Annotated in this window: 14 protein-coding genes and 8 tRNA genes; 13 read left to right on the top strand and 9 right to left on the bottom strand. The window is 40.8% G+C overall.

All coding sequences use genetic code 11. The features are described 5' to 3' along the window. Positions 1 to 19 precede the first annotated feature (19 nt). The 3 genes from S4054249_RS15375 to S4054249_RS15365 form a co-directional block, all read right to left on the bottom strand. Entirely contained in the window at positions 20 to 922 is a 903-nt protein-coding gene (locus S4054249_RS15375; protein WP_145925035.1) for a substrate-binding periplasmic protein, read from the bottom strand. A 283-nt stretch (positions 923 to 1,205) separates the two neighbouring features. Continuing rightward, the gene (cysK, locus tag S4054249_RS15370; protein WP_046354812.1) at positions 1,206 to 2,174 is read right to left on the bottom strand and encodes a cysteine synthase A; all 969 of its coding nucleotides are present in this window, start codon (positions 2,172 to 2,174) and stop codon (positions 1,206 to 1,208) included. Positions 2,175 to 2,351: 177 nt separating this feature from the next. Further along, positions 2,352 to 4,652, bottom strand: a complete 2,301-nt coding sequence (locus tag S4054249_RS15365) for a carbohydrate binding family 9 domain-containing protein (protein WP_046354813.1) — start codon at positions 4,650 to 4,652, stop codon at positions 2,352 to 2,354. A gap of 198 nt (positions 4,653 to 4,850) precedes the next feature. On the opposite strand from S4054249_RS15365, the gene S4054249_RS15360 reads away from it, so the two are divergent. The 12 genes from S4054249_RS15360 (at position 4,851) to S4054249_RS15305 (ending at position 10,194) form a co-directional block, all read left to right on the top strand. After that, entirely contained in the window at positions 4,851 to 5,999 is a 1,149-nt protein-coding gene (locus S4054249_RS15360) for a dicarboxylate/amino acid:cation symporter (RefSeq protein ID WP_046354814.1), read from the top strand. A 137-nt stretch (positions 6,000 to 6,136) separates the two neighbouring features. Then, positions 6,137 to 6,787 carry a UvrY/SirA/GacA family response regulator transcription factor gene (gene uvrY, locus S4054249_RS15355; protein ID WP_039608761.1) on the top strand — a complete coding sequence of 217 codons (651 nt, stop codon included), beginning with the start codon at positions 6,137 to 6,139 and terminating at the stop codon, positions 6,785 to 6,787. A 14-nt stretch (positions 6,788 to 6,801) separates the two neighbouring features. Beyond that, positions 6,802 to 8,625 (top strand): excinuclease ABC subunit UvrC, encoded by a 1,824-nt coding sequence (uvrC, locus tag S4054249_RS15350; protein ID WP_046354815.1) that lies wholly within the window; start codon positions 6,802 to 6,804, stop codon positions 8,623 to 8,625. Between the two features lie 42 nt (positions 8,626 to 8,667). Continuing rightward, on the top strand, positions 8,668 to 9,213 hold the full coding sequence (pgsA, locus tag S4054249_RS15345) for a CDP-diacylglycerol--glycerol-3-phosphate 3-phosphatidyltransferase (RefSeq protein ID WP_046354816.1): 546 nt from the start codon (positions 8,668 to 8,670) through the stop codon (positions 9,211 to 9,213). 173 nt (positions 9,214 to 9,386) lie between these two features. Further along, positions 9,387 to 9,462 (top strand) — tRNA-Gly (locus S4054249_RS15340). Between the two features lie 20 nt (positions 9,463 to 9,482). Then, a tRNA-Cys gene (locus S4054249_RS15335) sits at positions 9,483 to 9,556 on the top strand. Positions 9,557 to 9,592: 36 nt separating this feature from the next. Next, a tRNA-Leu gene (locus S4054249_RS15330) sits at positions 9,593 to 9,679 on the top strand. A gap of 8 nt (positions 9,680 to 9,687) precedes the next feature. Next, positions 9,688 to 9,763: transfer RNA gene (locus tag S4054249_RS15325), tRNA-Gly, on the top strand. Between the two features lie 35 nt (positions 9,764 to 9,798). Next, a tRNA-Leu gene (locus S4054249_RS15320) sits at positions 9,799 to 9,885 on the top strand. 19 nt (positions 9,886 to 9,904) lie between these two features. Beyond that, positions 9,905 to 9,980 (top strand) — tRNA-Gly (locus tag S4054249_RS15315). Positions 9,981 to 9,996: 16 nt separating this feature from the next. Continuing rightward, positions 9,997 to 10,070, top strand: a tRNA-Cys gene (locus S4054249_RS15310). A gap of 37 nt (positions 10,071 to 10,107) precedes the next feature. Next, positions 10,108 to 10,194 (top strand) — tRNA-Leu (locus S4054249_RS15305). Between the two features lie 263 nt (positions 10,195 to 10,457). Here S4054249_RS15305 and S4054249_RS15300 read toward each other — a convergent pair. From S4054249_RS15300 to S4054249_RS15290, 3 genes are all read right to left on the bottom strand, one after another. Then, the gene (locus S4054249_RS15300) at positions 10,458 to 11,024 is read right to left on the bottom strand and encodes a hypothetical protein (protein ID WP_046358464.1); all 567 of its coding nucleotides are present in this window, start codon (positions 11,022 to 11,024) and stop codon (positions 10,458 to 10,460) included. Further along, positions 11,021 to 11,779 carry a hypothetical protein gene (locus S4054249_RS15295; protein WP_046358463.1) on the bottom strand — a complete coding sequence of 253 codons (759 nt, stop codon included), beginning with the start codon at positions 11,777 to 11,779 and terminating at the stop codon, positions 11,021 to 11,023. The genes S4054249_RS15300 and S4054249_RS15295 overlap by 4 nt, the downstream gene beginning before the upstream one ends. Before the next feature lie 160 nt (positions 11,780 to 11,939). Next, positions 11,940 to 15,497, bottom strand: coding sequence for an ATP-binding protein (locus S4054249_RS15290; RefSeq protein WP_046358462.1), 3,558 nt, complete (start codon positions 15,495 to 15,497; stop codon positions 11,940 to 11,942). 719 nt (positions 15,498 to 16,216) lie between these two features. Between S4054249_RS15290 and S4054249_RS15285 the strand changes: the two genes are divergently transcribed. Continuing rightward, positions 16,217 to 18,088 carry a S8 family peptidase gene (locus S4054249_RS15285; protein WP_046358461.1) on the top strand — a complete coding sequence of 624 codons (1,872 nt, stop codon included), beginning with the start codon at positions 16,217 to 16,219 and terminating at the stop codon, positions 18,086 to 18,088. A 65-nt stretch (positions 18,089 to 18,153) separates the two neighbouring features. Here the strand turns inward: S4054249_RS15285 and S4054249_RS15280 are convergent, their stop codons facing one another. Genes S4054249_RS15280 through S4054249_RS15270 form a run of 3 tightly spaced genes read right to left on the bottom strand, consistent with a single transcriptional unit; the run spans position 18,154 to position 21,936 of the window. Beyond that, positions 18,154 to 19,227, bottom strand: coding sequence for a hypothetical protein (locus S4054249_RS15280; RefSeq protein ID WP_046358460.1), 1,074 nt, complete (start codon positions 19,225 to 19,227; stop codon positions 18,154 to 18,156). A 52-nt stretch (positions 19,228 to 19,279) separates the two neighbouring features. Continuing rightward, the gene (locus S4054249_RS15275) at positions 19,280 to 20,602 is read right to left on the bottom strand and encodes a sensor histidine kinase (protein WP_052961177.1); all 1,323 of its coding nucleotides are present in this window, start codon (positions 20,600 to 20,602) and stop codon (positions 19,280 to 19,282) included. Beyond that, a complete protein-coding gene (locus S4054249_RS15270) occupies positions 20,599 to 21,936 on the bottom strand; it encodes a sigma-54-dependent transcriptional regulator (protein ID WP_046358459.1) in 1,338 nt (445 codons plus the stop codon). The genes S4054249_RS15275 and S4054249_RS15270 overlap by 4 nt, the downstream gene beginning before the upstream one ends. Positions 21,937 to 21,943: the final 7 nt, after the last annotated feature.

Raw genomic sequence — 21,943 nt, 5'->3', positions numbered from 1 at the left:
CAGTATGCCGCTTTTTTTGTTAGTAGCACTCTGAGCTGCCCATTTCAATAATACGCTCGGTTTCACCGCTGTTATTAAAGATGTATAGCCCCTTGTTGATATCGTTTAGAACACTGCGCCAAGTTTGTTTCTTTTTACTTAACGCAAAAAACAGGTTGTTGTATCGAAGTGCAGGCTCAACGTCTTCAAGTGCGCGTAGCAGCGTCACTTTTTCAGACTTAGACAGGTTTGAATAACTGACGGTAAATCGCAATACTTTTGGATCGCCGATGATCAGATCTACCCGTTTGCCGACTAAAAGTTTAACTAATTGTAAATCATCGACGGCTTTAACAATCACAAATTCGTCATTGTCCATCATAGCATCAAACTCTGGCGTATTTTGGTATCCTCTGACAACGCCAATCGTGGTGCCTTTAAGGTCGTTTAAGTTGCCTTCAAATTTATCTCGCTCACCTCGACGTTTAAGAAAACCAATTTCACCACCAGGGTAGGCATTCGATAATGCCAATAATTCCCTTCTTGTTTTACCTGGGAAGTTATCAGAAGGAGAAGCATCTTCAATAAAGTATTCAGGGAACAATATATCAGCTTGGCCTGATTCGGCGGCCTTCACCGCACGAGCCCAAGGTAAAAACTCGACATAAACGGGATAACCTTGATCGATTAATAGTGAGATAGTGAATTGAAAGACCCATCCTTTATTACAGAGTTGGTCGCCGATATACGGTGGCCAGTCTAGGGTGACAAGGTGCAATTGTTCTTTAGTGGGGTTTTTACTAAATAAGTAGCCATTTTTGTGTGGCTCTCCGATGATCATTTGATATTGACCAGACTTAAAAAAGCCAACTTGTAAGCTAGCACTGGCAATTGCTGAAAACAGAATGAAGTAGCCAATGATCAGGCTCATTACAAATTTCATGTGACTAAATCCTATTCATATAAACTGCGTTACTTCGGTTTGGGTATGTGAGCGGAAAATATGATAAATCGAGATATAGCTGATTTAAAACCGCTGATACAATTTCTTTATAACGCTAATATCATCTCTTGATGTTTACAGGCAGTGCTCAAGAGATAGTGTTCCTAGTCGAATGACTGTTTGTTTTATTTACTTAGTCTAGTCAGAATCTTGAGAAAGGTGAAAGAGAATGTGGCAAGACAAAAAAGCCAGCAAGTTGCTGGCTTTTTGATTTATATTTTTCTTACTGAACTAGCTCTTGTTCGCTGAATTCATCAGCAAACATTGGGCTTGATAGGTAACGCTCAGTTGCACTTGGTAAAATTACCACGATGTTTTTATCAGCATTTTCTGGTCTTTCAGCAATACGCTTTGCAGCAACAACCGCCGCACCAGATGAAATACCAACTAGGATACCTTCATCTTTCATTAATTGATGTGCCATAGCAATAGCATCTTCGTTAGATACTAGCTCAGCGCCATCAATCAGTTCTAAATCTAGGTTGCCTGGGATGAAGCCGGCACCGATACCTTGGATCTTGTGAGGACCTGGTTTTACTTCTTCACCCGCTAGTGTTTGTGAAATAACAGGTGAATCACTAGGCTCTACAGCGATTGATTTAACGTCTAAGCCTTTTTCTGTTTTCAAGAAACGGCTAACACCTGAAATAGTACCGCCAGTACCAACACCAGCTACGAAATAGTCGATATTGCCCTCTAGCGCATCAAAGATTTCAGGACCTGTTGTTTCGAAGTGAATTTTCGGGTTAGCTGGGTTTTCAAACTGTTGTAAAAGTACGTACTTTTCAGGGTCGCTAGCTAGAATTTCATTTGCTTTCTCGATTGCGCCTTTCATGCCTTTAGCGCCTTCAGTAAGCACTAAATTTGCGCCTAATGCTTTAAGAAGTTTACGACGCTCAAGGCTCATCGTATTTGGCATAGTTAATGTAAGTTTGTAACCGCGAGATGCAGCAACAAAAGCCAGCGCGATACCTGTGTTACCAGAAGTTGGCTCGATTAGTTCTTTACCTTCACCAAGTAAACCTTGTTTTTCAGCTTCCCAAATCATAGAAGCGCCGATACGGCATTTAACGCTGAAGCTTGGGTTGCGTGATTCAACTTTTGCAAATACGTTACCACCCGTCACACGGTTAAGTTTAACGATTGGTGTTTGGCCTATTGCTAGGCTGTTATCTGAAAATACTTTAGACATAATGTTCCCTTGAATTGAGCTTAGGACTATTCATAATATTTAATATAGCCACACTTTACTGGTCATATAGCAAAACAAGAAGTAAAGAATGGCTATAAGATATATTAAAAAAGCTTATAGCTATAACGAATAAAAAACAAGCTCTTAATTACTATGAGTAATTAAGAGCTTGTGAATTTAACGCAGCCACGCATAGCTAAATTTGGCAAAGAAGGTTTTATTGTCCTTGGTGATATTGCTCAGGTCATCATCTTTGTAGCCGCTGTCAGAGTACCCAACAAATAGCACGGTTTCTGGATTAAGCTTATATGCATACAATAATTGTGTACTTAGTTTTTTGTATTGGCTGTCCACGTCGTCCATATACTTTTGCTGATTGCGCTCTATATCTAAATTGATCAAGGCTAATCTCACATAGCTATTGATACCAAATTGATAAGTGAATCTGGCATCAGATAAATTAGCAGTGTAGACATTATCGCCTTCGTGCTCTAATCGTTCATAGGTGTGGCGCAGTTTGACTTCAAAGTGCCGACCCAAATTGAAATCGAGCGTAGGTTTGACAATGTATCGTTGACCCAACCGATTATTTGTAATATCCAATTTATTACCTGTGTTAAGTGTCAGGCCTGCAAATACACCTGCTTTGGGCTTCATCTCTAAATACATCCACTGAAAGTTCTCAGTAAACATATCGGTATTGCCATCGATATTAAGCAGTGATTCATCATGGCGTTGTCCTGTGCGCTTTCTGTGGTCAAATCCAAATTGGATGGTACTTTGCAACGGACCTTGTACTTTGAAGTTAGACTGTACTTCTTTTTCTAGTAATTCTCCGTCTTCATTGTGGGTAATATCCCAGTCACTGTACCAATTCGCTCGATTCCACCAATTATTTTCGTCTCCATACCAACGATATTCAAAGCCAGTAACAAATTTATTGAAGTCCACTTGAGACACAAAGCCCAGATCAGCGCGCATTGCTGCGTCATAGTTGCGATATGAGCCAAATGCACGCCAATGTTTACGGTTGTGTTCATAGCTGGCGTAATACCCTACACCAGTTTGCTCATCTTGATTTTGGATGCGTAAAACACTTTCGTCTATGTCACATGTGTCTATTGGATCACCATCACACAGTTCATCTATAAAGTGTCGGTCATATTCAGTGTGGGTCGTAATAGCTTGTAGCTTGACGGTATCATGCTTGGTTGGACGGTATTTAGAGTCGATACTAAGCACCTTATTTTGATAATCCTCACTTTGCCTCAATGTGCTTGTCGCCCCAATGGAAAACTCATCGCCAGCATCATAACGGTATCTAAAAGCGGCGTTTTCACTTTTCTGCTCGAGAGATACAATACTAGAACCTAAATTACCTGGTATGAGTACATGTGTCGCATCGTCATTGGCTATGAACCCTGCAAACGTATGGCCGTTTTGGCTGCTGGTGGCTTTTACACCATAATCGGGTGCTGACACGTTTCGGGTGTGGGTGAGGTTTAAATGAGATGAAAAATAGTCGCTGTTCTCCAAAAAGAAAGCGCGCTTTTCTGGGAAGAACAAACTGAAACTGTTGTTTACACTAAGCTGACCTGTGTCAGCTTCAACTTGAGAGAAGTCGGGGTTGAGTGTGAGGTTCAAGGTAGTGTCTGGGGTTACGGCCCATTTAACATCTAAGCCTGGTTCATAATTCGTGTCACTTTCAAAATCCGGCACGACTGCCCCATCAATGTCACGCGTTTGCGTATGTGCTATGGCAAGAGCGGGGGTGATAGTGAGGTTACTATTTTGTTTGGCGCTTTCAAATCCACTGACTGCGGGCATTTGGCATATCCAACAACTATTGTTGTGGTCTAATTGCATATTTGAAATACGCAGACGCTCACTTCTTGGTAAAAAGCGCAAAAACTCCATCGCCATTTTTTTTCGTCCCGGCGAGTCACTAAAATTCAAAACGCGCAATGGGATTTTTACTTCAACTCTGTAGCCATCGTCTGTGATTTTTCCTTTGCTTGACCAAATCCCATTCCATGATGTGTTTTCGTTTTTTGTTAACTCATTCTCAATCGAGTCCATTTGCACACCGAGTGGATTAATAAAAAACTGGTAAGCATTCTGGCTGGTGTTGAGCGAGTCAATTTTTATTCCTACTAGGTCATCATTCCAGATTTTGTCTCTATCTCTGTAATGTGCTCGAATGTCATTTGGATTGGCGTCTGAAGCGATAAAGGCGACAAACAAGGCATCACCATTCTCGTACACTAATGCCTTGGTTTGTACTGGACTTTTAGTGTTGTCATAGGGCCATGATACGTTGTCTACTATAATTTCTTTTGCTGATCGCCACACAGGCTCATTGAGTTTGCCATCAATTGATGCTTCTTGAGCAATAAAAGGGATTTCAATTGCGTTGGTTGATGCTGTCGCTTTTAATGACAAAAGCAGCGCACATATAAGACTGGTACTTCTAAACATGATAAGTCATTTTTCGCAGGAACTTTAGGGTGTTAATTTAATAATAATAGTATAGAAGCAACAATTCATTCTCGTTGAACTGCGTTAATATCGGGTGAAATTAGTTGAATAGACTGAAGGTAAAGTATCGAATTTGTATACCTAAGAGGTAAAAACATGATAAAAAGGGCGTTAGTTTAAAAGTAAATCGAGCAAACTATGTCTCTAATAATAAAACTCGTCGCCGGTATCCTCGGCGGTATCTTGGCAGGTTTGTACTTGCCTTTAGGTCTGACTGAGCTGCTGTATACAGCGAAAGTAATTATAGGCCAACTAATAAGCTTCACTATTCCTCTGATTATCTTATTTTTCATCGCATCAGGCATTGCCGGTTTACCTAAAACATCGGGGCATCTTTTAGGTAAGACGGTTGGTTTTGCATATAGCTCTACGGTCATTGCAGGTACACTCGCTGTATTACTCGTTTTATTCGCAACGGGTTTCTTTGAAGGGAGTGTTGCATATGAAGCATCTAAAGGTGCAGAGTTAAAAGGGTATATTCAGTTAGAGATCCCACCAATTATGAGTGTAATGACGGCTTTAGCTGCTGCATTTATTTTTGGTATTGGTATTAGTCAACTTAACTTGGGTCAGCTCAAAGATGTGGTAGATCAAGGCAGAGATGTAATCGATGCGCTGCTTGCCAAAGTTATTATTCCGGCATTGCCGTTTTACATTGCAGGTGTTTTCGCTGAGATGGCCGTTGCTGGCACGGTTGTTGATACATTAAGTACATTTGGTGTGGTCTTAGTCGCAGCGGTAGGTATGCATTGGTTATGGTTAACAACATTATTTATTGTAACGGGGCTAATGCTCAAACGAAGTCCGTTAGAATTAGTGAAAAATATGCTACCAGCCTATTTTACAGCAATTGGTACCATGTCTAGTGCGGCAACTATTCCCGTTTCTTTGCGAGCGAGTAAAGCAAATGGTGTTTCAGAAGAAGTTGCAAACTTTTCCGTTCCTTTATGTGCTACAATTCATTTATCCGGTTCGACGATTACAATTGTGACTTGTGCCATGGCGGTAATGTTCTTATCACCAACGATGGCAATTCCGTCGTTACTGGAAATGTTACCATTTATCTTTATGTTAGGTATTGTGATGATTGCTGCACCAGGTGCACCTGGTGGTGCGGTTATGTCTGCATTGGGCTTGTTAACTTCCATGCTTGGCTTCGATGAAAGTGCAATTGCTCTGATGATAGCACTTTACCTTGCGCAAGATAGCTTCGGTACGGCATGTAATGTCACCGGTGATGGTGTGATCGCACTGTGGGTAAACCGATTCTCTGAAAAAGGAGAATAGGCCATAAAACCTAGTAATATAGTCGTATATTGCTAGGTTGGTGTGATGTAACTGATTATGCTTTGTGAAATTATATGTTAATCTCGCAAAGCAAATCGAATAGATTTTTTACCAAGGGCTAGCGTGAGGATGTTCCATTGATTAACGTACTTTTAGTTGATGATCATGAACTTGTAAGGACTGGGATCAAACGCATTTTAGATGATGTGCGTGGTTTCAAGGTGGTCGGAGAGGCTAAAACTGGGGAAGAGGCGGTTACTTTTTGCCGTCAGAGTGAACCTGATATCGTATTAATGGACATGAATATGCCGGGGATCGGCGGATTGGAAGCAACGAAAAAGATCTGCCGCTACTGTCCTGATGTTAAAGTGATTGTTTTGACAGTGCACTGTGAAGATCCGTTTCCAAGTAAAGTGATGCAAATTGGAGCTCATGGTTATTTAACGAAAAGTGCCGGACCGGATGAAATGATCAATGCTATCCGTTCAGTGAATTCTGGTCAGCGTTATATTGCACCTGAGATAGCACAGCAAATTGCTTTGGCTCAGTTCAGTGGTAAAGTTGATGAAAATCCTTTTCAATCATTATCTGATCGAGAATTGCAAATCATGCTGATGATCACTAAGGGTGAAAAGGCGCAAGATATTGCCGAGAGGCTCAACTTAAGCTCTAAAACTGTTAATAGTTACAGATACAGAATGTTCGAAAAATTGGACGTAAGTGGTGATGTTGAGCTGACTCACTTGGCGATTCGTCATAAAATGATTGATATTGATAGTTCTCGTTAGTCAAAACCATTTTAATGGCTGAATTTGATCACAAATCGTTTTTAAAAACGTTATCTACTGAGCCTGGTGTTTATCGTATGTATGATGATGAACACCAAGTAATATATGTTGGTAAAGCAAAGAATTTAAAAAAGAGAGTAAGTAGTTACTTTCGTAAAAATATCCCTGACAGCAAAACCCGTGTCCTAGTTAGTAATATAGTCAATATTGAAGTCACGCTGACAAATACAGAGACAGAAGCGCTATTGCTTGAAAATAACTTAATTAAGAAATATCAGCCTCGCTATAACATTTTGCTTCGTGACGACAAGTCATATCCATACATTTTATTGACCGAACATAAACATCCCAGAATTGCTTTTCACCGTGGTGCCCGCAAGCAAAAAGGTGAGTATTATGGTCCTTTCCCAAGCAGTGCAGCGGTGTCTGAAAGCTTGCGCTTAATGCAAAAAATCTTTCCTGTTCGCCAGTGTGAAGATGCATATTATCGTGCGCGTAGCCGCCCGTGTCTGCAGCATCAATTAAAGCGGTGTTCAGCGCCTTGCGTTGATAAGGTCACAGAAAGTGAATACGCAGAACAAGTTGAACTGGTAAGACAGTTTTTAGGTGGCAAGTCTCATCTGGTTATAGAAGCGTTAGTTGCAAAAATGGAAAGTGCAAGTATGGCTTTAAACTTTGAAGCTGCCGCAAAATATCGAGACCAAATAGCGTTATTGAGGCAGATGCAGGAGCAGCAATCGGTTGCAGGTAATTTCGCGGAGATGGATGTGATTGGCTTTGCTCAACGCAACGGTCTATGTGCGATACATATGTTGATGATCCGCGACCATAAAATTTTAGGCAGTAAGACCTATTTTCCAAAAGTCCCTAAGGACTCCACAGAAGATGAAATTTTAACATCATTTATCGGCCAATATTATGTCTCTAATGGTTCAAATGCACGGATAGCGAGTGACATAGTATTGCCATTTGAGTTATCTGAACATAAAGAATTGACAGAGGCCTTGACCCAGTTGTCAAAGCGTAAAGTTCATGTCCGTTCAAATGTTAGAGCGGAACGAGCCAATTATTTAGCGCTGGCAACAAAAAATGCATTAAATAGCATTATGGTTAAACAAAGTGCGCAAGATGCGGTAAGTAAACGCTATGCGCTGTTGAAAGAAGCTGTTGGCTTGGTTGATATCCATCGTATGGAATGTTTCGATATCAGTCATACTATGGGTGAAAATACGGTGGCTTCATGTGTTGTATTTGATGCTCAAGGCCCCAATACCAAAGAATATCGTCGCTATAATGTGACTGGGATCACGCCTGGAGATGATTATGCAGCGATGGATTTTGCGCTCCATAAGCGATATACAAAGATCGTTGACGAGTCAAAAGTACCGGATATTATTTTTATTGACGGTGGTAAAGGACAGTTGGCAAGGGCTGAAGCGTTTTTTGAAAATTGGAAACTAGATAAAATGCCAATGTTGATAGGTGTTGCCAAGGGCACTAGTCGTAAACCAGGTTTAGAAACGCTATTATTCGATGGTGGTCGCAAAACCATTAATTTGGACAGTGACTCACCGGCGTTGCATTTGATACAGCATATTCGAGATGAGTCGCATCGCTTTGCAATTGCAGGTCATCGAAATAAGCGACAGAAGCAGCGAACTCAGTCGGTGTTAGAAGAAATAGGCGGTGTAGGTAATAAGCGGCGACAGGCCCTATTAAAGTACTTAGGAGGATTACAAGGCGTTAAATCCGCCAATATACAACAATTAGGGCAAGTGCCTGGGATCAGTCCGCAGTTGGCTGAAAAGATATTTAACCATTTGCATGACAAAGCTTGATACTTCATGCGAACATATAAAAAAAGAATTCTTTAAGTAGTTATGTGGAATATTCCAAATACGTTAACAACATTTAGGTTGTTTCTTATCCCCGTCTTTGCTGTGGTATTTTATTTACCTTATTCATGGGCGTTTTTTGCTGCGGCATTTATTTTCTGGCTGGCATCCGTAACGGATATATTGGATGGATATTTGGCTCGTAAGCTAAATCAATCCACGCCTTTTGGTGCATTTCTTGATCCTGTTGCTGATAAAGTGATGGTGAGTGTTGCACTGGTTATGATTGCTGCTCATTATCAAAATGTGTGGATTACATTTGCAGCGGTTGTGATTATCAGCCGTGAAATTGTTATTTCGGCATTAAGAGAGTGGATGGCAGGTCTTGGTAAGAGGGCCAGTGTAGCAGTCTCTTCTTTGGGAAAGTTTAAAACCGCAGCTCAAATGCTTGCGATCATTGGTCTTATTTGGCAGTTTTCGCCTTGGATGCTGATGCTGAGTTATATTCTATTGGCGACAGCGACGGTACTGACAATTGTTTCTATGCTGCAATATTTGGTCGCTGCGAAGGGTGAATTGCTCAAATCTTAATTGAGATTGAGCAATTACAGTACGGTTTAGATAAAAAATAAGCAAACAGTTAAAAACATTCATTTTTTATATTGACGCAATCAAGAAGTTCTGTAGAATGCGTCCGTGTTGAGAGACAACAGTCATCAAAACGAAATGTAGCTAAAGCACATTAAGTTGCTTAAGTTTATGTTGCGAGTATAGCTCAGCTGGTAGAGCGCGACCTTGCCAAGGTCGAGGTCACGAGTTCGAACCTCGTTACTCGCTCCAATTTTTGATACTGGATTAGCGGCGGAATGGCAGAGTGGCCATGCAGCGGATTGCAAATCCGTCTACCTCGGTTCGACTCCGGGTTCCGCCTCCATTTCTCAATATAATCCACATGCGAAAGCAGCCCGATGCCCGGGTGGTGGAATTGGTAGACACAAGGGATTTAAAATCCCTCGCTGGTAACAGCGTGCCGGTTCAAGTCCGGCCCCGGGCACCATTTATTGTGCGAGTATAGCTCAGCTGGTAGAGCGCGACCTTGCCAAGGTCGAGGTCACGAGTTCGAACCTCGTTACTCGCTCCAACTTTATTTTAAGGTTGGCTTTTGCAAAACCCGATGCCCGGGTGGTGGAATTGGTAGACACAAGGGATTTAAAATCCCTCGCTGGTAACAGCGTGCCGGTTCAAGTCCGGCCCCGGGCACCACTTATTTATAAGTGAATATGCGAGTATAGCTCAGCTGGTAGAGCGCGACCTTGCCAAGGTCGAGGTCACGAGTTCGAACCTCGTTACTCGCTCCAACTCTTTTTAGAGTATGGCGGAATGGCAGAGTGGCCATGCAGCGGATTGCAAATCCGTCTACCTCGGTTCGACTCCGGGTTCCGCCTCCATTTATCTCCACATAATCTACTTACGTAGACATCCGATGCCCGGGTGGTGGAATTGGTAGACACAAGGGATTTAAAATCCCTCGCTGGTAACAGCGTGCCGGTTCAAGTCCGGCCCCGGGCACCACTTTGAAATTATCCAAAATCGCATAATGTTAGATACTTTTAAAAGATGTTTAAGTATGCTTACTCAATTTCTTCATATAAGAAAGTTATTCAGCTAATCACTGTGCGAAATACTAAGTGACATACACTCGCCTTGAAAAATCGTGAGCACATAAGATCTAGGTATGTGAATAATCAACGGGTGAGACCCGTTGATTCGTTAATTCACAGCCAGTTTGAATTATTTGAGTCAGTATGTTCGATTCAGTTTCCCAACAATCCCTTTTAATTGGGTAGTGAAAAGAACTCTAGCATTAATTTAAAGTGTCCCGCACCAAAGTATTCGCTAGATATAATTTTGCCATGACCACTTACACAATCGCCTTCATACGAGTGCACAAGCTCACCTTCCATCACGACTTGTCTTCTATTTTTTGCCCAGTAAATTCTGATACCTTGTTTTGTTCCTCTGAATGTATCAAAGTAATCATTGAACTCACGCTCTTTCCCTTTCAATGGATTCAACTCAAAGTCCACTTCCTCACTCAGATCTTGCCCGTAAGAGCTGAAAACGGCTAGCTGAAATGTGTCATTGATAATCGTATCAAAGTCCCACCAGGGTTTGTCTAAGGACGTTAGGTCTGGGCTTGCTGCTAAAAGTGGAATTTCAAAATCGAGTATTTCAGAAATTTGCTCTGCAGATTTATGTTGGTTGTAGATCCGCTCTACAATTGCGATTTCTTTAGGAGTAAGTGCGTGATCTTCCTCGTGCTCAAACTCCGTAATTGATTTGGCAATGAGGTGATCTTCAAGCGACTCTAATACCTTGTCTGTGATCTTAACCTTATTCATACTGATATCGTCTCATTAAATTTATTGCTGTGAGTGAGAAAGTATATGTCGAAGTCTGTTTGTGGATTATTTCCTAACTCGAGGTTCAATCCGGATTCTTCAACGCGTTTTGATAGTTTATTAACAAATCTGGAAATATAGGTGATTGCGGCGTTTCCTTTGAATCCATGCCGCTCACCCAGCTGCTTTTGAGTAAGAGTATTTTGGCGAAAAGACAGTGAAAAAAAGTCATAAAATAGTGCCTGCTTTTGTTTATCTTCTTCTTGCGCAATTGTTTCTAGTAACAGGTTGATGAATAAACGTGCATTTTTATCCATTTTTGTTACCTGATCGGGCGATGGTTGATCACTGGGCATCAGTTCATACATATTGCTACTTGAGCCCTCTGAAGTGCTATTGCTCTCATACAAGTGAACGATTTGCACTGAGCGCCCCTCATCGGGTGCTTTGGCCTGCTCAGAAGCTGATTTTCTTCTGTACGTAACGTTGCTACCCATATCTAAATAGACGCTTTCAAATGCTTTATATGTGTAAGCCTTTAAAACATGATTAAAATCACTCTGTGTATTCAACTTTTGAGTATCTTTTTCTGAGTTATCGTTAATCTCTTGCTTTGTCGCTTTTATCACTTTTAACAATGTCTCTTGAACCAGTGCTTCTGTGTCAATTCTGTGATCAGTAATCGACTTTTTTCGAAGTAAAAATTTAATAAATTTATACGCTTCTTGTACGGCTTGTTTGTTATCAAACCACATCCATACCCCCTTTAAATTGTTGTTGTATCCCTTCTACCACTCATTTCTATTACTTTATTAGGAATAGTCTGATTGCTGATTGCGATATAACAACTTTTCGATAAGTTTCAGCATATTATATTTTATTTCCTAACAGATGTTATCAAGGATTGTTGCCATTTTAGTTACACTTCAATAATTCTATATAATGTTCAAATTTATTTTGTGCTTTTTGCCACTGAATACTTGTGTGTGATTGCAAGAATGTGTCTGTGAGGGCTTTACCCGCTCCAAAGTAATTACAGGCATCCTCTGTCTCACCGATTTCTGAAGCAATATATCCAAGGTTAAATAACTTCTTTCTATAGCTAACTTGGTAGCCCTGATTGTCAGGGTGCACTCGCGTTAGGTGCTTGGCATAAGCTTCAGCTTCCTTTAGATGAGCTTGTGCAGTCTTTTTATCCCCTTGGTTGTACAAATGGATAGCGACTTTCGAATGTGCTCCCTGTAAAAGGCTGATAAAGTCCACATTATTGATATCTTGGTTGTATAGCCTTTTGGCCGCTTTAAGTGCTTTTTCGTAATATTGTGCACTTTGTTCGGTTTGATTCGTTTTTGTGAAGTAGTCGGCATAAGTCATATACAGCTCAATGCTGTGCCCTTGCCAGTCTATGTTATTGTCATTTAATACGCGTAGCTTTCTAGTAATGTCTAAGCCTTCAAGGAAGTGTGTTTGAGCCTCGACTAGATAGCCTTGCTTCAGTTTGCTACTACCTAACCTGCTCGCTAAAAGTAGTTGTGCGACTTGAACATGGACGTTGTCAGGGTCTTTAATGGCATAGAGCTTGACCAGTTCATTGGCGTGGTTATAGTACTTATCTGCTTCTACATTATTACTGCTGTTTTCAGCTAAGTTTATGTAAATTCTTAATAAATTATACTGAAAGACAAGATGGTTTGGATCAGTTTTTAATTGGTTTTCAAGTGCCGTCTTAGCTCTTAATAGTAAATCACTAGCTTGTTGCTCTGAAGAGACCGTTTTCGCAAGGTTTCGGAATGTATTAATTCTTAAGATATTAAACTCTTGGTCGAGTTTTTCTGTTGGTACTTGAGAGTCCAATAATTGTAATGTTTCATTGTATTTTTCGGCAGCGAGTTGGACATCTCCAGCCCACAAGGCCATAAATGCAATTTGTGAGACAACTTTTGCTTTAAAGAGTGTTGAAGTAGCATCGACGGGTATATCATCTATTTGCTTTAATGCGAGTTCCAAATACTGTTGAGCTTCCTCACTTCTCCCTTGCTTTATCAATAACACGCCAAATTCATAGTTAAAGGAAATAGCAATCTGTACTTCTTTCGGGTTGTTGTGGTCAATATCTTGTATTCGGCGCTCTAAAGTCGCGAGTACCTCTTGCAATTCATCGATATGTGTAGAGTCATCTTGTCGTAATATTCTTACCTTGATGAGTAATAATCTGAGTTTATCAATGTCGTCCAATGCAATGTCGTCGACACTCGATACGAGTTTTGAGATATGGCCATTTAAATACTTACGTTGAAATGTTGGTAAGTACTGGGCAAGTATCGGCTCAATGGAGTCTATGTTCAGTAACACGTTGTCTTTTAAATGAGAGAGCGCTTGTGCTGTTTTGGCTTGTTCGGACTGCACTAATTGCTTTTGGTAGTAAGCAAATGATGCTGCACTCATTGCACACACAAACAATATGCTAGTGGTAAATAGACGCTTTTTTTGTGCTTTATTTTGCTGCTCGAGTGTTGATTGGTAAAAAGCTTGAGATGCAAGAATATAGTTTTTGATTGATTGTAGGCTAATAGTGCCAGGTTGGCTAAGATACTTAGTACCATCTTGTAATTCATGTTTGCCCAGCATGAAGTTATCTTGCTCTTCGGGCTGGGATGTGAAAATTTTCCACTGTTTATATTTGGCTTCTACGCCATGAAACCATTGCAGATACTCTTTTCTTGCACTTAACCAAATATAAAACCGTGGCCAGATCTGTTGATCAAGAGAGCGCTCTTCTGCAATGGTGATAAGGCAGTCGTGTGTTAATTTTACATAGGGAGGGTGCTTGTGTACTTGATGCCTGATCACAAGCTGTTTTTCAATCAGTGCATTTACCAATTCAAGTAGATGCGGGTTTTCCTGTTCTAACACCAAGAAATCGACATGTTTTGAATAGCAAGTACCATTGATATTCACGCCTATAAACAATTCAAAAAACTGCTCTGTTAATGGCTCAAATTGTCCTAAGATATACTCTGCTTGTCGATACACAACTCCAGTCAACTTGTTGAGCTGGTTATATTGTGAAAATGTCAGTACTTTTGGTTGATTACTGTCGATAGCCAAGGCATGCATTTGGGCTAATAAATATTCCACCGCAGGTAATGCATGGGAAAGCTTTAACGCTTCTGTTTGTATTGTTTGTGCTAAACCATCTTCTAGTTTAATACCTAAGGCAATTGCTTGGTAATTGATTATTTTGAGCCAATCTTCAGCCGTTAAACTATGAGGTACATAAAAGTCTCTGCCCACCATATCAGTATGGTGTAAGTACTCACTTCTTATGCTAACTATGACATTTATAGAGGTGTGTTCAGATAACAGTGCTAAACTTTGTAATAGCTGATTATTGGGTTCAATTTCAAAAATTTCTTCAAATTGGTCAATGTACCAAATATAGTTTTTTTTATGGGCTGTGAGATGAAGTGCGAGCTCATCTAAAAAGGTGGTATTTAATTTGATGAGCTCTTCTATGAACTGCTCTATACCAACTGACATTGTTTTTAGTACTGACTCAAACCCTGCTTTATTCGAGCAAATAAAATGTTTGAGTAATGCATTACTGTCCGCAAAGTCTTTAGGCAGTCCTATCTGCCAGTGAACATTGTTTTCCTGCTGAATAAGTGCAGGTAGTAGGCCTGCTTTAATTAAACTTGATTTGCCGCTGCCGGAAACACCGTGGACCTTGATCAGGGATTTGCTTTCATTAAATAGTGTTAAGAGATCAGAAGTTAGTTGGTCACGGCCAAAAAAGTAGTAAGCGTCATGGGGCTCAAAGCTGCGCAAGCCTTTAAAGGTCAGCGAACCAGACTGCTGCGCTCCATCATAGTCATCCCCAAGTAATAGCTGTAATGCCTCGGTAATATGTTCTACTGGTGATAACTCGCCCCCTAATAATGCGACCTCTTTGATGAGTGCATCGTCGATCTCATCATGATTGGCAAGTGGATAGAAGATGACAAAAGGGCCTGTATGGCGGTGAGTCATCGCATAGATTGCCCCTTGGATCTTATTGTTGATATGGCCAATGCTATGTACGTTTCCACTCGGTGATACCTCGCCAGTAGCGAAGCATGTATATGTGTGTTTAATGGGCTTTTGAATATGCGCGCGATATGCTAAAGCGCAGCTCAACGCATAACCCAGTCCAACGCTGGTACTGTCCTCTTGTAAGTTAACTGTCTCTTGATTGCTGGTCTCTAGGTTCAACTCAATAAAAAATTGGTTATTCTGCCTATCTAATGGATTTAGAGACATAAATGCAGCTTCAGCTGCCATAGCAAAATAGTTACTTTGCTCTTTAAACTTATAACCTAGGGCAAGTATCAAGTCATTGGCAAATTTAACTTTTACTTTTTGGCGATCTTTCGGTTTTATAAATCTGAACTTCGGGCTGTATGTATAGCGCTTATCAGATAGCAGAATGTGCATTATTTTTAGCTCTTTTTAGTAAATCGTTGGTCGCACGATCATCAATATTTTTAGTTGTTATTTTTAACTCATTGCTCTAGGTAAGTACACAAAAGTCACGTTCATTTCCTTATTAAAACGTTAAATCGAAGTAAAAAATAACAAATGCGATTAAAAAACCTCTACACCTTATAGAGGTACGAGTCTAATGAATATTATTCATATTTACGAAATTTTTTGGTTTGCTTTTCTCGACATTTTCGAAAAAGTTAATATCTTATCTATGGTTCTAAAATGCCTACTATGAATTATTTAATAAATCCACTTTTTTTTGTTTTTTGCTGCCTGTTTTGTTATTTTTTAATCAAATTGGCGTTTTAAATGGTTAGAAACCGGTTTTCTATTCATGATTTAGGTCTCGAATTGTATAAGGAATGTATCGTAATAAAAGTGTAGTTGGTTGAAATTAAGGCGTAACTTATCCATTTTTGTGAAAAATCTAGAATAGGTATATCTCGAATTTAACAATTATCTCATAAGTATAGAGAGTAGATCTTCACTTTATTTGAAGTGGGTTGTTGAACTTGACTATAAAGCAGTAGAGATGGAAAAGCATAAGAGGTTGTGTTGCATCGAAGGGTGTATTCGCATTGCGGGAATTTAACAGTTAAATTCATTTAAAACAATGGTTTAAGGATAATAAATATAAAAAATTAAATATCGCTTTGCTAGGAGTTAGTATGGGTTTTTTTAAAAAAAGTGCAGTTTTTGCGAGTATGTTAGGTAGTTTGAGTTTCATGGCGCAAGCGCAACATTCTGACAGTACGTATTTAGTGCAGTTTAAAAATGGGCAGCTATCTCAAGATTTACTTAGCTCTTTAAAAGTAATTGGGCAAAGTGGCGGCAAAGTTATCGCGCAAGGCGCACTATCAGCGCAGCAAATAGATGAGTTGAATCAGATTGATGGGGTCATCCTTGAAGCCGATTATGGTTTAACCCTGAGTAGCAATTCTCTTAATTACTTTAATGCAACGACAAGCAGTTTAGATGACTTAGCCAATAATGAACTGGAGCCCTATTGGTTACGTGCAACCTCGATTAGTAAATTACCTTCTGCAACAAATGATATTTCAGTATGTGTCATAGACTCTGGTGTTGATAGTAATCACCCAGATCTGCCTTTAAATATTCACGGTTATCACAGTGTTTATGCAGGGTTCTGGGATCAGGATGCACTGAGTCATGGCACGCACATGGCTGGAATTATTGCCGCACAAAGCAATGGGATTGGTGTCAAAGGCGCATTGAGTGACGGTGCTGCAAGCCTACAAGTTCATAAATTAATAAAAACTGCAAACGGAAAAAATTCAGCTATTTGGGGCGGAAACTTGATTGAAGCCATTGAAGTATGTGCAAATTCAGGTGCGAAGGTCATCAATATGTCTCTCAGTGGTGAGCAGTATTCACCAATGACAATGACAGTGATTGATAGACTAGCTTACGATAGAGGCTTGATATTTGTCGCAGCTGCGGGAAATCATGGTTCGACAGAAAAAAAGCAGCAAGGTATGTATGATGATGCGCTGCATTATCCAGCCTCATATCATAATGTGTTATCGATAGGCGCGCTGGAAACGGATGGTACTATTGCCTCTTTTTCTCCCACTAATCAGCATATTGATTTTGTGGCCCCTGGTAGCAAAATTATATCGACTGCGAATCGCAGCCATTACGCAGTGCAGGAAGTAGTGATACAGCACAGCGGGTCTGTGTCAGATTCCGTAACATATACCCAAATTGATGTTGGCATTAGCAGTGAATCTATGCATACGGTGTTGCCAGAACAGTGCCTATATACTCTGTCTGCCAGTGATGTACATCAGCAGATAACTGAGCGCACGTTATCCTATCAGACTCGCCAAGGTTTGAGTAACGCCCAATCAAGCTGTATTGCTGCAGGCGGTAAAGTTCTGCTTGTTAACTATGCCCAGTATCCAGGGAGCAGATTGAAAGGCATAGACTATTACACTGAATTTCCAACTTTATTGGTGCATCAATGGCCGAATATTGTGGACACTTCCAATATGTCTATTGCGGTGAATAGCTACCACAATGACTATGTTGTCGGCGCTGGCACCTCTCAAGCGACGGCAATTATTTCAGGTGGTATTGCGAGGCTATGGTCACAAAACCCAAACTGGAGCCGAACGCAAATTATTGATGCGCTTAAATCGACTAGTCATGATTTAGGTGATTCAGGAAAGGACAGTGTATACGGCAATGGTTTGCCAAACTTTGCGCAAGCACTGGTTTATTTGCAGTCAGGCAGCACACCGAGCTGTCCTCAAAGTTGGTATCGCAATAAGCCCTATGAGGGGGGCGAGCAGGTGACTTATGAAGGTAAAATCTACAGCGCGTATTATTGGAATAAAGGCGCAAGCCCTGCGCAAGCTCCCAAAATGTGGCAGGAACTAGGGCAATGTGAGTCAAATAACCAAAGTCAGTCAACACAAACGGATCCAGGATTTAGCATTTTAGATTTTTCAGGGTTAGAAACTGAAAGCTCTACGTACAGCTGCAAAGGCCTCAGTCTGATGTGTGGCGGTGGGTAAATTTTGGTGGCATCAGGGCAATTGGCGCACTGATGCCACACTGTATTTTGGTTGTGGTAAGTGGTTTAGGACTTGCCCTCAAGCAGCCAAACATAGACAACAGGGAAGCCTTCTTTATAGTTGACCTGAATATCCACAAGTTGACCGCTAACTATTTGTTTAATTTCGAAGTGGGCGCTACTTAAAAAGTAACGCCCATTCTCGTTAAGTAGTGTGCTACTGGCTGATACGGTAAGACCTTTATTTTTAGCAAGCTCTACGAGTGCATCACGAATTGCATACTTTATGGCACTGCTAATGAGATTATCAGGCGCGATGGTCCCATCCTCACCAAAATTGCCCATCACGATGCTTCGCCCTTGATGCTGTTTTATTTTTCGCCAATTTTGAGCTGTTTTTAATTTTGTATCTGTGTGTTTAATTTGATAATTCGCGAATATGGTTGCGCCGTATCTACAACTTTTTGTCATAAGTAAAGGCTGTTGATATACACTACCTGTCACTTGCCCCTGCCTTGAAAACTGAGTTTGATGGTGCTCTGCAGAATAGGACTCAAAATAGTGTTCCTGCATATTTACGCGTGCTTGATCAAGGTAACCAGCCAATGCTTTAGCATTTACTCCTGTCATAGGGAGTTGCTTATGTGACAGCGCTGTATAGTAGCTCACGCCGATTACATCGTTATTCTCCCCACTACATAGCCACGCAGGTTCACATAAACTAAAGTTGCAGTTTATTTCTTTACACCACTTATTTTTATCAATGGGCTGAGTATTTGCGTAGGTATACAGGGTGTCTGATGTGGTATATGGCATGGAAAAGAATAGCGTTTGACCATTTGGTAACAAAAGTTGTGTGTGTTCAGCTGGCAGGTTTTCAATCTCTTGATCTACATTAGGGAAGCCATAATACTCAGTCAGCCTTGCCGCTGCGCGTTGCCGACTGGCGATAAGAGAGCCATTTAGAGTAGCGCTAAATGGGGCAGCAGTACCAATAAAACCAATTTGATGGGATGAAACAGGGCTTTGCAACCAGCACGGTATTTTAGCTTCAGATTGAACAGGGTCTGTCTTTGTTGTTTGGCAAGCCGTTAACGCGAACATGCTTAAACCGACCCAAAACCGAGAACGTAATAACATGAAAAAATCCTTGATACAGGCTACTCTGTTCAAGCAGCCGAATCCTTCGTTATTATTCAGTGTCTCGCAATGGGATATCAAATTCAACCATAAGGCCGCCTAGCTTTCTGTTTTTTAGTTTTAATTGCCCTTGATGGGCATGGATAATGTCATTACATAAACTTAACCCTATGCCACTCCCTTCGGGTTTAGTTGAGTAAAATGGCAAAAGCGCTTGATGTAGATTTCCGTTCAATATACCTGAACCTCTGTCCACCACAGCAATATGAAGTCTGTCATAGTTTTTTACCGCTTTGATGGCAATGTGTTCGGCGGCGCTGCCTGACTGATGGGCGTTTTTCAATATGTTAATTAAGACTTGTTCAATTTGAGTGTTGTCAAAATAAGCTTGTTCAACGGGGAGTTGGCCTACTTGCTCAAATGAGTAAAGTGCACTTACTTGATCAAACAGAGATTGAATGCAATGGTAGCCAAAATCAGGTTTTGGTAGACGAGCGAAGCGTGCATATTGTGCAATGAATTCACTTAAATTTTGGGCTCGTTGATCTACAGTTTGTAAAATATCTGGCAGTAGTTCGAGGTGTTTATTTTTTTCGAGCATATTTTTTGCCGAAGAGGTGAGTGAACTAATTGGTGCTAATGAATTATTAAGCTCATGGCTAATTAATCTAATGGCATTTTTCCACATATGTAGTTCTTCTTGCCCAAGCTCTTGAGAGACATTTTTGATGATCATTAATTGATGGGGCAAGTGATTAAAGGTCACGGTTTTGAAACTGAGATAGTAGCTTTGCTTTGCGTCACCCTGCTCAAAGCTGATCAAGCCAGATTGTGCTTGCATCACTGACTTTTGTAGATTCGGGTGTAACTTTTCACAACATTGATGAAGGGTCATTCCTTCAAGTTTGGGTAATTGCAGCAGTTGTGTGGACTCGTTATTAAAGTAGATGATGTGCTTATAAGGATCTATCAATACGATGCCCATAGGTGACGCTTGTACAATACTATCGAGCAATATCTCTCGTTGGTTGAGTGTTTGCCTTTGTTTTTTTAACTGTTGAGTGAGTTTATTGTACATGTTGAGCGCTTCGCCAAGTTCAGAGTGCTGTAGCTCTGTAATGCGAATAGAAAAATCATTATCATGAAGGCTTTTGAGGCCACTTGTGAGTGTGTCGACAACCCCCTTATGCTTTTGAAAAATGTACTCGCAACAAAAATATGTGACAGGTAATGTGATCAGTAAGGAAATTAAAAAACCAACTAATGCAGGCGCCCCAATTATGGTAAAGGCAAGTTGAATGGACCCAGACAAGACAATAAATAATGTGCAGAAAAGTGCCATTTTTCCAGCCAAAGATCCTAATTTGGCATTCATGAGCGTGCGATCCCAAATTTATCCATACGTCGGTACATAGCTTGGCGACTGAGGCCTAAACTCTTTGCTGCATGGGTGACATTTCCCTGATGAGTAGTTAAAGCGCTTATTATATCTTGTGCTGATAATTCTGTATTCGCTGCGGAATTTGCTGGATTGGTGCTGAGGCCAAGGTCACTGGCTTCAATTAGGTCACTTTTTGAGAGCAATTGAGCACGACCAATTACGTTTTGTAGCTCTCTGACATTACCCGGCCAAGTATGACATTTTAATGTGTTGACTGCACCAGCGCTAAGCTGCTTGTTATCTGATAAAAAATGGTTTGCGAGTGGGATAATATCTTCTGGTCGCTCTGCAAGAGCAGGTAGCTTTAACTCAATCATATTTAGTCGATAGTAAAGATCCTCTCTGAATGAGCCTTGAGCAATTGCGGTATTTAAGTTGGCATTGGTCGCGCTGAGAACGCGTACATTCACTTTTTTGGTCTGGCTGCTGCCAACGGGTTCAAATTCGCCGGTTTGCAATACTCGTAAAAGTTTTTGTTGCCCTGAGAGTGGCAAGTTTCCAATCTCATCTAAAAATAGCGTGCCACCATTAGCAGCTTCAAATCTTCCTATCCTACTTTTATTAGCCCCTGTATATGCGCCACCTACGACGCCAAATAATTCAGCCTCTATCAAATCAGCGGGGAGTGCGCCAGCGTTTACTTTGATAAAGGCATTGTCGCGATAGGCGCTGTTGGCGACGATCACCTCCGCGATTTTTTCTTTACCCGCCCCGTTGGGTCCTGTAATGAGTACTGGCGCGTTCGAATGTGCGACTTGTGTTGCAACTTCCAGTAAGCTGAGCATCGCAGGGTCCGCATAAACTAGGCCGGTTAAATCAAACTGTTCGGCTATTTTTACTGACCGAGTTCTAGTTTGTTTTTGTTGTTGGAATTGTGCTTTTTCAAGGCGATACATTTCGAGTAATTGATTGACGGACGCCAATAACTTTTCTTCTCGCCACGGTTTTTCTATATAGTCAGCTGCGCCATTTTTGATCAGTGCCACAGCCGTTTCTAAATTTGCCCATGCAGTGAGCAGAATAATTGGTAGATCCGGATTGAGTGCGCGAATTGCTTTATATAGGGTTTCCCCTTCCGCTCCAGACGTAGTGTCTTGGGTAAAATTCATATCTTGGATGACTAAATCATAGGCTTGACTGTTAAGCATATCGAGCCCTTGGTCTGGGCATGTTGCTCCGTCACAGTCTATGTCATTGAGTAAAAATAGTAGCTTGAGTGCTTTTATGACGTCTTGATTATCATCGATCACAAGTATTTTGTTTTGCATATTCTTA

It is taken from the genome of Pseudoalteromonas luteoviolacea, assembly GCF_001750165.1.
Lineage (GTDB): Bacteria > Pseudomonadota > Gammaproteobacteria > Enterobacterales > Alteromonadaceae > Pseudoalteromonas > Pseudoalteromonas luteoviolacea_G.
The sequence above is the reverse complement of the archived record's forward strand: the minus strand, read 5'-3'. Positions and strand labels throughout refer to the sequence as shown.

Excerpts from the sequence above, each read along its gene's own strand:
- pgsA (WP_046354816.1), top strand. The coding sequence starts at position 8,668 with ATGTGGAATATTCCAAATACGTTAACAACATTTAGGTTGTTTCTTATC.
- S4054249_RS15360 (WP_046354814.1), top strand. The coding sequence starts at position 4,851 with ATGTCTCTAATAATAAAACTCGTCGCCGGTATCCTCGGCGGTATCTTG.
- S4054249_RS15375 (WP_145925035.1), bottom strand. The coding sequence starts at position 922 with ATGAAATTTGTAATGAGCCTGATCATTGGCTACTTCATTCTGTTTTCA.
- uvrC (WP_046354815.1), top strand. The coding sequence starts at position 6,802 with ATGGCTGAATTTGATCACAAATCGTTTTTAAAAACGTTATCTACTGAG.
- S4054249_RS15285 (WP_046358461.1), top strand. The coding sequence starts at position 16,217 with ATGGGTTTTTTTAAAAAAAGTGCAGTTTTTGCGAGTATGTTAGGTAGT.
- S4054249_RS15270 (WP_046358459.1), bottom strand. The coding sequence starts at position 21,936 with ATGCAAAACAAAATACTTGTGATCGATGATAATCAAGACGTCATAAAA.
- S4054249_RS15300 (WP_046358464.1), bottom strand. The coding sequence starts at position 11,024 with ATGAATAAGGTTAAGATCACAGACAAGGTATTAGAGTCGCTTGAAGAT.
- S4054249_RS15275 (WP_052961177.1), bottom strand. The coding sequence starts at position 20,602 with ATGAATGCCAAATTAGGATCTTTGGCTGGAAAAATGGCACTTTTCTGC.
- cysK (WP_046354812.1), bottom strand. The coding sequence starts at position 2,174 with ATGTCTAAAGTATTTTCAGATAACAGCCTAGCAATAGGCCAAACACCA.
- S4054249_RS15295 (WP_046358463.1), bottom strand. The coding sequence starts at position 11,779 with ATGTGGTTTGATAACAAACAAGCCGTACAAGAAGCGTATAAATTTATT.
- S4054249_RS15365 (WP_046354813.1), bottom strand. The coding sequence starts at position 4,652 with ATGTTTAGAAGTACCAGTCTTATATGTGCGCTGCTTTTGTCATTAAAA.
- S4054249_RS15290 (WP_046358462.1), bottom strand. The coding sequence starts at position 15,497 with ATGCACATTCTGCTATCTGATAAGCGCTATACATACAGCCCGAAGTTC.
- S4054249_RS15280 (WP_046358460.1), bottom strand. The coding sequence starts at position 19,227 with ATGTTATTACGTTCTCGGTTTTGGGTCGGTTTAAGCATGTTCGCGTTA.